11 protein-coding genes are annotated in these 12,597 nt (G+C 70.9%); 9 read left to right on the top strand and 2 right to left on the bottom strand.

The genetic code is table 11. From position 1 onward, the window contains the following. Positions 1–2,538 carry a DNA polymerase III subunit gamma and tau gene (locus tag ACIBI9_RS41445; RefSeq protein WP_397230879.1) on the top strand — a complete coding sequence of 846 codons (2,538 nt, stop codon included), beginning with the start codon at positions 1–3 and terminating at the stop codon, positions 2,536–2,538. Between the two features lie 21 nt (positions 2,539–2,559). Here ACIBI9_RS41445 and ACIBI9_RS41440 read toward each other — a convergent pair whose 3' ends face one another. Continuing rightward, positions 2,560–3,969 carry a GAF domain-containing protein gene (locus tag ACIBI9_RS41440; protein WP_397230877.1) on the bottom strand — a complete coding sequence of 470 codons (1,410 nt, stop codon included), beginning with the start codon at positions 3,967–3,969 and terminating at the stop codon, positions 2,560–2,562. 309 nt (positions 3,970–4,278) lie between these two features. Here ACIBI9_RS41440 and ACIBI9_RS41435 point away from each other — a divergent pair, with 309 nt between their 5' ends. From ACIBI9_RS41435 to ACIBI9_RS41415, 5 genes are all read left to right on the top strand, one after another. Then, the gene (locus ACIBI9_RS41435; RefSeq protein WP_192788958.1) at positions 4,279–4,629 is read left to right on the top strand and encodes a YbaB/EbfC family nucleoid-associated protein; all 351 of its coding nucleotides are present in this window, start codon (positions 4,279–4,281) and stop codon (positions 4,627–4,629) included. 2 nt (positions 4,630–4,631) lie between these two features. Beyond that, the gene (gene recR / locus ACIBI9_RS41430) at positions 4,632–5,231 is read left to right on the top strand and encodes a recombination mediator RecR (RefSeq protein ID WP_366310801.1); all 600 of its coding nucleotides are present in this window, start codon (positions 4,632–4,634) and stop codon (positions 5,229–5,231) included. Further along, positions 5,224–5,751, top strand: coding sequence for a DUF5063 domain-containing protein (locus tag ACIBI9_RS41425; protein WP_394493811.1), 528 nt, complete (start codon positions 5,224–5,226; stop codon positions 5,749–5,751). Before recR ends, ACIBI9_RS41425 begins: the two co-directional genes overlap by 8 nt. 84 nt (positions 5,752–5,835) lie before the next feature. Beyond that, a complete protein-coding gene (locus ACIBI9_RS41420; RefSeq protein WP_394493809.1) occupies positions 5,836–7,110 on the top strand; it encodes an aspartate kinase in 1,275 nt (424 codons plus the stop codon). Beyond that, positions 7,107–8,165, top strand: coding sequence for an aspartate-semialdehyde dehydrogenase (locus ACIBI9_RS41415; RefSeq protein ID WP_397230874.1), 1,059 nt, complete (start codon positions 7,107–7,109; stop codon positions 8,163–8,165). The genes ACIBI9_RS41420 and ACIBI9_RS41415 overlap by 4 nt, the downstream gene beginning before the upstream one ends. 89 nt (positions 8,166–8,254) lie before the next feature. Here the strand turns inward: ACIBI9_RS41415 and ACIBI9_RS41410 are convergent, their stop codons facing one another. Continuing rightward, a complete protein-coding gene (locus tag ACIBI9_RS41410) occupies positions 8,255–8,959 on the bottom strand; it encodes a hypothetical protein (RefSeq protein ID WP_397230872.1) in 705 nt (234 codons plus the stop codon). 451 nt (positions 8,960–9,410) lie between these two features. Between ACIBI9_RS41410 and ACIBI9_RS41405 the strand changes: the two genes are divergently transcribed. The 3 genes from ACIBI9_RS41405 (at position 9,411) to ACIBI9_RS41395 (ending at position 12,542) form a co-directional block, all read left to right on the top strand. Beyond that, complete coding sequence (locus ACIBI9_RS41405; protein ID WP_397230870.1) at positions 9,411–10,079, top strand: TetR family transcriptional regulator; 669 nt, start codon at positions 9,411–9,413, stop codon at positions 10,077–10,079. A 62-nt stretch (positions 10,080–10,141) separates the two neighbouring features. After that, on the top strand, positions 10,142–11,101 hold the full coding sequence (locus ACIBI9_RS41400; RefSeq protein WP_397230868.1) for an LLM class F420-dependent oxidoreductase: 960 nt from the start codon (positions 10,142–10,144) through the stop codon (positions 11,099–11,101). Between the two features lie 22 nt (positions 11,102–11,123). Beyond that, positions 11,124–12,542, top strand: a complete 1,419-nt coding sequence (locus ACIBI9_RS41395) for an amidase (RefSeq protein WP_397230867.1) — start codon at positions 11,124–11,126, stop codon at positions 12,540–12,542. The last annotated feature ends 55 nt before the right edge of the window (positions 12,543–12,597 follow it).

The raw sequence follows: 12,597 nt of genomic DNA, 5'->3' as shown, positions 1-12,597 counted from the left end.
ATGAGCCTTGCGCTTTACCGCAAGTACCGGCCCGGGACGTTCGCCGAGGTCAAGGGTCAGGAGCACGTCACAGACCCGCTGCGGCAGGCGTTGCGTACGGGGCGGATCAACCACGCCTACCTGTTCAGCGGCCCCCGCGGGTGTGGCAAGACCTCCAGCGCGCGCATCCTGGCGCGCTCCCTCAACTGCGAGCAGGGGCCTACGCCTGACCCGTGCGGCGTCTGCGAGTCGTGTGTCGCGCTCGCCCCGACCGGTCCTGGCCACCTCGACGTCATCGAGATCGACGCCGCCTCGCACGGTGGCGTGGACGACGCGCGTGACCTGCGTGAGCGGGCGTTCTTCGCCCCCGTCTCCGCGCGCTACAAGATCTACATCATCGACGAGGCGCACATGGTGACCCGGGAGGGTTTCAACGCGCTGCTCAAGCTCGTCGAGGAGCCCCCGCCGCACCTGAAGTTCATCTTCGCGACGACCGAGCCGGAAAAGGTCATCGGCACGATCAAGTCGCGTACCCACCACTACCCGTTCAGGCTGATGCCGCCCGCGACGCTGCGCGGGCTGCTGGAGGAGATCCTCACCTCCGAGAGCGTGCCCTTCGAGCCCGCCGCGCTGCCCCTCGTCGTACGGGCGGGCGCGGGCTCCGCGCGTGACTCGCTGTCGATCCTCGACCAGCTCCTCGCCGGGGCCGAGGAGGACGGCATCACGTACGCCAAAGCCGTCTCCCTGCTCGGCTACACCGACGGCGACCTGCTCGACGAGGTCGTCAACGCGTTCGCGGCGCGTGACGGCGGGCAGGTGTTCCACGCGGTCAACCGGGTGATCGAGGGCGGCCACGACCCCCGCCGCTTCGCCTCCGACCTGCTCGAACGCTTCCGTGACCTGGTCATCCTGGCGAACGTCCCCGAGGCGGCGTCGAGCGGGCTGCTCGACCGGCCCGCCGACGAGCTGGAGCGCCTGGTTCAGCAGGCCGCCTCGATGGGGCCGGCAGAGCTCACCCGAGCGGCCGAGGTCTTCAACGCCGGTCTGACCGAGATGCGCGGGGCCACGTCGCCTCGGCTGCTGCTGGAGCTGATGTGTGCCCGCGTTCTGCTTCCGGGTGCCGCGCAGGGTGAGGAGGCGCTGCTCGCCCGCATCGAGCGACTGGAGCGTGGTGGTGCCGTCGCTCAGATGGCCGCCGCCCGGGTCGCTGCCCCGCCCGTTTCCGTTCCAGCTGTTCCGCCTGTTTCCGCGCCGTCCGTTTCCGGGCCGGCCGGTACGGCTTCCGTGCCCGGTCCTGGTTCGGTGCCTGTTTCTCAGTCGAGCTCCGGTCCGGGAGGCGCGTCCGTCCCGGTGGGGGGCGCGGGTGTGGTGTCCGCCGGCGGTTCCGATGCGGCGGGGGCTGACGACTGGCCTGAGCCGGCTCGTCCCGGCTCGCCTTCCGTGACCCAGGCGGCCCCAGCGATGCCCCAGACGGGAAACGGTGGCGGCAGCGGACAGTCCAGCGGCGCGCCCACCGGCGGTGGCGCGCCCACCGCGGGTGGGGCGGGCGCCATACAGGCGCAGTGGGCCGCCGTGCTGGCCTCGCTCAAGCAGCGCAGCATCGTCGTCTGGGCGAACGTGAGCACCAACGCCCAGGTGGTGGGCGTGGAAGGCAACGTCGTCACGCTGGGCTTCACCCAGGTCGGCGCGATGAAGAACTTCACGGGCGGCGGCAAGGACGCCGTCGTGGCCGGCGCGCTCGGCGACGTGCTCGGCGGTACATGGCGTGTCGAGGCGGTCGTCGGCGGCTCCCCGGCCCCCGGCGGCGGCTCCGCGTCCCGGGGCGCTCCCCGCCCGCCGTCGCATGGCGGCCCGGCGGGAGGTCACGGCGCGGCTCCCGGCTCGACCGGCCCGCACGCCGCCGCCTCCGGCTCGGCTGGTCCCCATGCTGGCCCCTCCGGCTCGACCGGTCCCCATGCCGGCCCCTCCGGCTCGACCGGTCCGCACGGCGGCCCCTCCGGCACGCCCGGACCCGCCGGTGCCCACGGCGTGCCCGGTGCCCAGGGCGTGCCCGGTGCCCAGGGCGTGCCCGGTGCCCAGGGCGGGGCGGGAGCTCATGGTGGGGCGGGTGCGCACGTTTCCCAGGGGCGTACGGCCTCCCGCAGCGGGTCCCAAGACGACGGGGACGCCCAGGAGGCCGGCCCCGGCCACCCAGCGGCCGCGTCCGCCGGACGTCAGACCACGGACGAGTCCTGGCCTGATGCCCCCGACGACCTCAGCCCTGGCTCACCGCCCGCCCCCGATCCCACGAACACCGTCTCCGCCCCCGCGGTCGGCGCCGGGCTGGCCGCCGCGAGGTCGGCGGCGCGGGCCGCGGCCCAGGCGGGTCCCCGCGTTCCGGCCGCCCGTGGCAGCGCCGCGGCCTGGCCGGAGACCGTCCCCGGCCGCAACAAGGGCCCGGAGTCGGACGACGTCGACCCCCTGAACGACGCCGACGCCGATGTGGACGCGGTCTCCGGCATGGCCCTGCTGGAACGCGAGCTCGGCGCCCAGGTGATCGGCGAGATCGACCACACCTGAGACCACCCCTGAGCGTCAGCGTCAGGGGTAGAGCCGGGAGCGGGCCGCTGCGGAGCGGGGGTCGGTCCGGGGAAGGGCGGCCAGGCGCTCCAGGACCTCGTAGTCGTCGCGGCCGCTGGAGGTCTGCGCGTACGTCCACAGCTCGTCCGGCGACCCGTGCCGCAGCAAGCACACGCGTACCTGCGCCTCCAGCTCGTCCCGTTCGCGGCGGATCTCCGGCGACTCCGAGCGGAGCAGCAGCGGGCCCCGGTACGCGCGGGCCAGCGCGCGGGCGTCGTTGGCCGACAGGTGGCGGCGCACCTCCAGGAAGTCGGCCTCCAGCGGGCAGGTCAGCCGGTACGGCTTGGCCGCGATGGCCTCCCCGAACTGGGCCCGCAGCCGGTGGATCTCCGCCCTGATGGTCACCGGATTGCCGTCGTCGCCGTAGAGGTGGAACGAGAGCTGCTCGGCCGTCAGCCCGTGCGGATGCAGCGCGAGCAGGGCCAGGATCTCGGCGTGCCGGAGCGAGAGCGGCCGGTCGAGCTCGCCGAACGTGGCCACGGGCTGCCCCTCGCCGAGGAAGGACAGGGCGAGCGTGGGAGGCGCCGCGGACGACGTGAGACGCAGGAGGAAGCCGTCGGAGAACGGCTCCAGCACGGCGGCGGAACCGTCCTGGAGTATCACCCGCTGCCCGGACAGCCGGATGCGCTCGCCCAGGGAGCCGGCCGGATCGCCGGAGATCACGCGGCCGGTGGCCGACAGCAGGACCCCGGGCCGCCCGCGCAGGGACTCGAAGCGGCGGCGCAGGCGCTCGTCGCGTTCGTGCATGTCCAGCGTGAGCTGGGTCTCGGTGAGCTTGGCCGTGGCGGCGACCAGCGCGACCGTCGCGGGGTGCAGGCTGCGCGAGGTGCCGCTGACGTCGACGCAGCCGACGATCTGGCCCGAGTCCGGGTCGGTGATCGGGGCGGCGCTGCAGGACCAGATGTGCAGCACCCGCATGAGGTGCTCCTCCGAGTACACGTGCACGGGCCGGCCCGCTTCGAGCGCGGTGCCGATGCCGTTGGTGCCGACCGTGCCCTCGGCCCACTGGTGCCCGTCGGCCAGACCGATCTGGTCTGCCCGGCGCATGATCGCGTGGTTGCCCTCTCGCCACAGCACCCGTCCGTCGCCATCGGTGACGATCAGGACCTCCTCGGCCAGGCTGGACAGCGTCTGGGCGATGAGGGGCAGCAACGGCCGCAACGGGTGCGCCTGGCGAACGTCTTTGATGTGGGAGACGTCGTAGACCAGGGGCGCGCTCTTGCCCTCCGGGTCGATCCCGGCGTCCAGCGACCGCTGCCAGGAGGCGGTGATCAGGCGGCGGGGCAGCTCCGGCGACACGCGGCCGGCCGCCGCCGCTTCGTGCGCTCCGCGTAGCAGGCGCGAGTACGCATCAAGGTGGGCGTAACTCATCGGTCACTCCAAGTAGTCAACAAAGAGCATCCGTCTTACGGGCGGTTCCGCGCAACCCGTTCGGGGGGATTGCAGAGGGTGATTGAATGAACGCAACGTGTGTGCAACGTTCGGGTCGTTAACTTCCTGTGGCAACGCGTCGGCGTGGTGCGGCCGCTCCGCCGACGTGGTGGCCGGGTCTCGGACGCTGGAGGGGGGCCGAGATCCGGCCAAAAAACATCCCAGGTAGGGCTGCACCAGTACAGGACGACGCCCAAACCCCGTAGGCTCGTGGCAGTCAAGAACCGGAGCCACGAGGAGCGCACGACGGTGAACCCAGGGGATGTCAACCTGCAGCAGCTGCTGGAGCAGGCCCAGCTCATGCAGCAGCAGCTTGTGAGCGCCCAGCAGGAGCTCAACGACGCGCAGATCGAGGGCTCATCGGGCGGGGGCCTTGTCACGGCCGTGGTCAACGGCTCGGGTGAGCTGCTGGAGCTCAAGATCGACCCGAGCGTGATCGACTCCGGGGACGCGCAGGACACCGCGGACACGATCGCCGACCTGGTGATCGCCGCCGTCCGTGACGCCGTCCGCGCGGCGGCCGATCTGCAGCAGGAGAAGCTCGGCCCGCTGGCCCAGGGGCTGGGTGGCGGCGGCCTCGGACAGTTGCCAGGGTTCTAGGCATGTACGAGGGGGTCGTCCAGAACCTGATCGACGAGCTGGGCCTGCTGCCCGGCGTCGGTCCCAAGAGCGCGCAGCGGATCGCGTTCCACCTGCTGTCGGCGGATCCTGCCGACGTCAAGCGGCTGGCGCACGCGCTGCTGGAGGTCAAGGAGAAGGTCCGCTTCTGCCGGGTCTGCGGAAACGTGGCCGCTGAAGAGGAGTGTCGGATCTGTCGTGACCCGCGCCGCGACACCCACGTGATATGTGTGGTGGAGGAGTCGAAAGACGTCGTCGCGATCGAGAAGACGCGCGAGTTCCGTGGCACGTACCACGTGCTCGGCGGCGCGATCAGCCCGATCGACGGCATCGGCCCCGACGATCTGCGCATCCGCGAGCTCATGACGCGTCTGGCGGATGGCCGGGTCACCGAGCTCATCCTCGCCACCGATCCCAACCTCGAGGGCGAGGCGACGGCTACCTACCTCGCCCGTCTGGTCAAGCCGATGGGCATCAAAGTGACACGACTGGCCAGCGGTCTGCCTGTGGGCGGTGACCTCGAATACGCCGACGAGGTGACCTTGGGCCGCGCGTTCGAAGGACGGAGGCTGCTGGATGTCTGACCAGTGGAGTGCGCTGGCGGAAGAGATCTCCGGGCATGCACAGGACTACGTCGACGGCCTGACCAGGGTCGCCGGCGGCGAGGGCGGTGACGCCATCTGGTCGCTGCTGCTGGTGGAGGTCGCGCAGGTCAGTCTGGCCGGCGCCAAGCTCGGGGCCAACCGCGACGTGATCCTCGCGGGCAACTACGAGCCGGCCATGAGCGAGGACCCCGACATCGACGGCGTCCGCACCGCGCTGGCCGAGCGGCTGAGGCCGGTCGACGACTACGCCGAGGTGTTCGACCCGTACAAGGACACCGGCGTCACGCCCTACCGGCTCTCTGACGACCTGACCGCGGTCGCCGCCGACCTCATCCACGGCCTGCGCCACTACCACGCCGGGCGGCCCCACGAGGCGCTCTGGTGGTGGCAGTACTCCTACTTCAACACCTGGGGCAACCACGCGGGCGCCGCGATGCGTGCCCTTCAGGCCCTGGCCGCGCACTCGCGCCTGGACGTCGCCGAGGAGACGACCGTCTGATCGTCCAGATAGTGGTACGGCCCAGCGGGTTCATGAGAGGCCGCCAGTAGACTGGCAGCTCACAGTCCAGACCGGGAGACTCTCGTGGCGCTCGTTGTGCAAAAGTACGGTGGTTCGTCCGTCGCCGACGCGTCCTGCATCAAGCGGGTCGCGCAGCGGATCGTCGCGACGAAAAAAGCCGGCAACGACGTGGTCGTGATCGTCTCCGCGATGGGCGACACGACGGACGAGCTGCTCGACCTGGCCGAGCAGGTGTCGCCGCTGCCTCCGGGCCGCGAGCTCGACATGCTGCTGACCTCGGGCGAGCGCATCTCGATGGCCCTGTTGGCGATGGCGATCGCCAACCTCGGCCACGAGGCCCGTTCGTTCACCGGCTCGCAGGCCGGCGTGATCACCGACTCGACCCACGGCAAGGCGCGCATCATCGACGTGACGCCCAGCCGCATCCGTGAGGCGATCGACCAGGGCAACATCGCGATCGTGGCCGGGTTCCAGGGCGTCTCGCAGGACACCAAGGACATCACCACGCTGGGCCGCGGCGGGTCCGACACCACGGCGGTGGCGCTGGCGGCGGCCCTGCAGGCCGACGTCTGCGAGATCTACACCGACGTCGACGGCGTGTTCACCGCCGACCCCCGCATCGTGCCGGCGGCGCAGCAGATCCCCAGGATCTCGTACGACGAGATGATGGAGATGGCCGCGTGCGGCGCCAAGATCTTGCATCTGCGCTGCGTCGAATACGCTCGCCGGTTCGACCTGCCGATTCACGTACGCAGCTCTTTCAGCACCAAGGAAGGCACCTGGGTCGTCTCCGACCCTTACACCGAAGGAACCGAGATGGAGCAGCCGATCATCTCCGGCGTCGCGCACGACCGGAGCGAGGCCAAGATCACTGTTGTCGGGGTCCCCGACAAGGTCGGAGAGGCTGCCTCGATCTTCAAAACGCTGGCCGACGCCGAGATCAACATCGACATGATCGTGCAGAACGTCTCCGCCGCGGCCACGGGCCGCACGGACATCTCCTTCACGCTGCCGACGGCCGACGCTCAGACGGCGCTGTCGTCGCTGAAGAAGATCCAGGGTCAGATCGGTTACGAGTCGCTGCTCTTCGACGACCAGATCGGGAAGGTGTCGCTGATCGGCGCGGGCATGCGCTCGCACCCCGGCGTCACGGCGACGTTCTTCGCGGCCCTCGCCGACGCGGGGGTCAACATCGAGATGATCTCCACCTCGGAGATCCGCATCTCAGTGATCGTCGGGCAGGACGGCGTCGACGCGGCCGTGCAGGCCGCCCACCGCGCGTTCTCGCTCGACGCCGACCAGGTCGAAGCCGTGGTGTACGGAGGTAGTGGACGATGAGCAGGCCGACTCTCGCTTTGATCGGCGCCACCGGCGCCGTGGGCACCGTCATGCGCGACATCGTGTCGTCGCGTGAGGACATCTGGGGCGAGATCCGTCTCGTCGCCTCGCCGCGTTCGGCGGGCAAGGTGCTCCAGGTGCGCGGTGAGGACGTCGTGGTGCAGGCCCTCGCGCCCGAGGTGTTCGACGGCGTCGACATCGCGATCTTCGATGTGCCGGACGAGGTGTCGGCGGTGTGGGTGCCGATCGCGGCCGAGCGCGGCGCGATCGTGATCGACAAGTCGGGGACGTTCCGGATGGAGCCGGACGTGCCGCTGGTCGTGCCCGAGGTCAACCCGCTCGACGCCCGCAACCGGCCGCGCAACATCATCTCGACCCCCAACTGCACGACGCTGTCGATGATGGCGGCCATGGGGGCGCTGCACGCGGAGTTCACGCTCACGGAGCTGGTCGTCGCCTCCTACCAGGCGGTGTCGGGCGCCGGCGTGGCGGGTTCCGCGCGGCTCTACGACGAGGTCGAGGCGCTGGCGGGCGACCGCACGGTGGGCCAGGCGGCCGGTGACGTACGCAAGGTGCTGGCCAACAAGCTGCCCGACGACTCGCCGTTCCCCGCGCCCATCGCGTTCAACGTGGTGCCGTGGGCCGGCTCCTACAAGGACGGCGGCTGGGCCTCCGAGGAGCTCAAGCTCCGCAACGAGTCCCGCAAGATCCTCGGCATCCCCGACCTCAAGGTCTCCGCGACCTGCGTGCGCGTGCCGGTGATCACGACCCACTCGCTGGCCGTGCACGCGCGGTTCGAGCGCGAGATCACGGTCGCCGACGCGCACCGCGTCCTGGAGGCGGCGCCGACGGTGGTCCTCATGGACGACCCGGCCAACGGGGTCTACCCGACGCCTCTCGACGTGGTGGGCAACGACCCGACCTACGTGGGCCGCATCCGTCAGGCAGTCGACTTCCCCAACACGCTCGACCTGTTCGTGTGCGGTGACAACCTGCGCAAGGGCGCGGCGCTCAACGCGGCGGAGATCGCCGAGCTGGTCGCCGGCGAGCTGTAACCCCATCCGGAAGGTGTGACGCCGTGCGCTCCCCGCGCGGCGTCCCGCCCCGGCCACCAGGGTGCCATGGGGGGTTCACGGCGGCTCTGTCACCGGAAGAGGATGTCCCAGTGGTCGCTCTCGTCGGCGAAGACGGTGCCTGAGCCGGCGCGGTAGAGCCGGGCGCCGTCGCTGCGCACGCCGGACTTCGCGTAGTTCCGCGTGATGTGCCGGTCGATGCAGCTGTTGTGGGAAATGTCGATTTTGTAGCCGTTGCCGTGGCTGTACTGCCCGGGCGCGTGGCCCGCTTCCGTGCCACCCGTCACCATGATCGGGCAGCCGCTCTCACGCTTCAGCTCGATCATCCGCGCGATGGTCCCGGTCCGCACCGAGTCGAGCGACGTGCAGTGGTGCACGTGCTTGCTGGAGCAGTTGCCGGTCGACTTCATCCGCACGCCCCCGCTCCTCAGCCAGCCGGTGGCCAGGGCGTGGGACATGTGCATGGCCCCGAAGCGCGGCAGGACACGCGTCAGATCGACTTGAGCGCGCCTGAGCGCGGCGCGCGGCCGTACCCGGGGCACCCGGGCCACCCTGGTACGTACGCGGCTCTTCGCGGACCTGGCGGCCGGAGATCGCGGTGCCATCGCCGGCGGGTCGATGACCGTCAGCTGCGCGGGCCCGTGCAGGCGGGCCGTCGTCCAGTCGTCGGCCCGCTCGTTCGCCGGCCCCTCCTGTTCGGCGGCCTCGGCGGCTTCGGCGTCCGAGTCGCCGAAGGGCCAGCCCGGCGTGGCGGCGATGTCCTCACCGGCCGCCATGAGCCGATCGAACGCCCAGGCCTTGCCCGGGTCCGGCCCGGCCTCGTGCTCCGAGCCGTCGGAACCGGCCGATTTTTGGCTGTCCGGCGCAGCCGACCCTTCGGGGTGGGTAGCGGCTGAAGCGGCCGAGGACAGCGCGATTATGGTTATCTCAATGCCGAGGAGTGCGACTACGGCGAGGCGCACTGTTCCACGTATCCACATGTCGATGCCTTTTCGCGGAAATAGCCCTTCCGCCTGAAACGACAATCCCACCATTCACAGGAGATAACTCATGCCGCAGGTGCAACTTTGCCTTGTGGCGGCGATCACCGTGCGGCTCCATGACCTTGGACTGGAAAACCTGCTAGGTTGGACTGCTGCTATGGCCCTGACCAGACACAACAGAGGGACAGCAGCCTGATGCGCGGGTTTTCTGCTCGACGCCCCATCACGACGTAAAGTGACGAACGTGTCCGAAGCCCGAAACCGAGGATCGGAGAGCACCCGAGAGGTCATCGTCGAGACGGCATTGCGGTTGTTCAGGGAGCGCGGTTTCGACGCGACCACGATGCGTGCCATCGCCGCCGAGGCCGGGGTGTCCGTGGGCAACGCCTACTACTACTTCGAGAGCAAGGAGGCGTTGATCCAGGCGTACTACGACCGCGCCCAGGCCGAGCACGAGGAGGCCTGCAGGGAGTTCCTGGCCACCGAGACGTCGTTCGCGGCCAGGCTGAGCGGGGTGCTACGCGAGTGGGTACGCGTTTCCGAGCCCTACCACGAGTTCGCCGTGAAGTTCTTCAAGCACGCGGCCGAGCCGACCAACCCGCTGAGCCCGTTCAGCAAGCAGTCGTCCCCGGCCCGTGAGGCCTCCATCGCGATCTACCGCCAGGTCGTCGAGGGGTCGCGCGACCGCATGAACGCCGAGCTGCGTGAGGAGCTGCCGGAGCTGCTCTGGCTGCTGTCCATGGGCATGGTGCTGTTCTGGGTGCACGACACCTCGCCGGGCTGCGCGCGTACGTACCGGCTGATCGACGTGACGGTGCCGCTGGTGGACCGGCTGGTCGGGCTGTCGCATCTGCCCGGGTTGAGGGGGATCACGAAGGACTTCATCGCGGCGGTCCACGAGCTGCGAGCCTAGGACAACATACCGGTCGGTTGGTAGGGTGGAGCGGCCGCTGCGGAGGCGCTTGGAGGCCGTGAATGAGTCACAACTGGGGCATGACCATCCCCTTCTACGATCGCCCGCTGTCGAAGTCGCAGGAGCTGATCGCGGAGCTGCCCGAGCTGGGCTACACCGACGCGTGGTCCGCCGAGGTCAACGGGGCCGACGGGTTCGTGCCGCTGGCGATGGCCGCGCAGTGGGCGCCGGGGATCAGGCTGGGCAGCGCCATCGTGCCCGTCTCGACGCGCGGCCCGGGGCTGCTGGCCATGTCCGCGGCCACGCTGGCCGACCTGGCGCCTGAGCGGTTCGTGCTGGGCATCGGCGCCTCGTCGCCGGCGATCGTCGAGCGGTGGAACGCGGGGCGGTTCGACAAGCCGTACGCGCGCACGCGCGACACACTGCGCTTCCTGAAGAAGGCGCTGGCGGGGGAGAAGGTCTCGGAGACGTACGAGACGTTCGAGATCAAGGGGTTCAAGCTGGAGCGGGCCCCCGAGCGCCCGCCGAAGATCGTGCTGGCCGCGCTGCGGCCCAGGATGCTCCACCTGGCTGCGGAGGAGGCCGACGGGGCGATCACCAACTGGCTCTCGCCCGACGACGTGCGCAAGGTGCGCGCCGAGATCGGGGAGGGCACCGAGCTGATCGCGCGCCTGTTCGTCTGCGTCAGTGAGGACACCGACCGCGTGCGCGAGATGGCCAGGTGGATGCTGGCCACATACCTGACCGTCCCGGTGTACGCCGCCTTCCACGACTGGCTGGGCCGGGGCGAGGTGCTGCGGCCCATGCACGAGGCGTGGCAGGCCGGCGACCGGCAGGCGGCGCTCAAGGCGATCCCCGACGAGGTGGTCGACGCCCTGATCGTGCACGGCGACGCGGCCACCTGCCGGGCCAGGATCCAGCAGTACGTGGACAACGGCCTCGACACCCCCGTCCTCGCGCCCATCCCGGGTGGTGAGATCTCCATAGAGCAGGCCGTACGCGAGCTGGCCCCCAAGAGGTAGCTCCCCGAGCGTAGGAGTGTGCATGGACGACGTACTCAGGCTGGACGCGGTCGGTCAGGCGCAGGCGATCAGGGACGGGGAGGTGACGGCGAGGGAGCTGGCCGAGGCCGCCATCGCCCGCATCGAGGCCCACGACGGCGAGCTGAACGCGGTCATCCACCGCCGGTTCGAGCGGGCGCTGGCGGAGATCGACTCCATTCCCAAGGAGGCGCCCTTCCGCGGCGTGCCGATTCTGCTGAAGGACCTCGGGTGGCGCGAGTCGGGCGAACCGTACAGCGGGGGCTCGAACGTACGCGACGGCGTCGAGCCCGGCGTGGACGGCTACGGCGTCGTGAGCCTGCGCGAGGCCGGTTTCGTCCTGCTCGGGCGGACGAACACCCCCGAGTTCGGCAGCACGATCACCACGGAGCCGGTGGCGTTCGGGCCCACGCGTAACCCGTACGACCCGGCCTACTCGGCGGGCGGCTCCAGCGGGGGCTCCGCGGCGGCGGTGGCGGCCGGGATGGTCGCGGTGGCCACCGCCAGCGACGGCGGCGGCTCGATCCGCATCCCCGCGTCCCTGTGCGGCCTGGTGGGGCTCAAGCCGACGCGTGGGCGCGTGAGCCTGGGGCCGGCCATGGGGGAGGGGTGGAGCGGGTTCTCGTGCCCGGGATTCGTCACCAGGACCGTGCGCGACACGGCGGCGGCGCTCGACATCGTGTCCGGCCTGCGGCCCGGCGACCCGTACGACGCCCCAGCGCTGCCCGGGCCGCTGGTCGACGAGGTCGGCAGGGAGCCGGGGCGGCTGCGGGTCGGGTTCCTCACGCGGCATCCCAACGGGTCCGTGCCCGAGGTGCCCGCGCTGACCGAGGCCGTGACCAGGGCCGCCGCGCTGCTGGAGTCGCTCGGTCACGACGTGGCGCCCGGCGGCCCCAGGGCGCTCGCCGAGCCCGGCTTCGCCCAGCACTTCGGCGCCATCGTGGCCGACAACCTCGCCGCGCACGTGGAGAGCCTGGGCGAGCTGCGCGGCGAGCCCGTGCGGCCGGAGGAACTGGAGCCGCGGAACGCCGCCATGCTCGGCGCGGCGCGCACGCACAGCGCGGCCGACCACATCCTGGCCACGCAGTGGATCGACGGCTACCGCCGCCGCATGGCCGCCTGGTGGAGCGCGGGCCACGACCTGCTGCTGATGCCCTCGCTGGGCGTCGCGCCGTTCCCGCTGGGCTGGATCCCGCCGCAGGACCTCAGCGTCGCGTTCGGCCGCACGGCGCACGCCGTGGCCTACACCTCGCCGATCAACGCGACCGGGCAGCCGGCCATCTCGCTGCCCCTGCACCGCACCGAGGCCGGCCTGCCGGTGGGTGTGCAGCTCGTGGCGGCGGCCGGGAGGGAGGACCTGCTCGTCCGGGTGGCCGCGCAGATCGAGCGGGCCAGGCCGTTCGAGCACGCGGCGCTGCGCTGACCCCTCCTGGAGCAGGTCAGGAACTCGTGGCGGTCCCGACGCGTTATGTCGTGAG

The sequence above is a fragment of the Nonomuraea sp. NPDC050451 genome (assembly GCF_044458585.1).
Note: the sequence above shows the minus strand (reverse complement) of the source record. Positions and strands in the feature narration are given on the sequence as shown.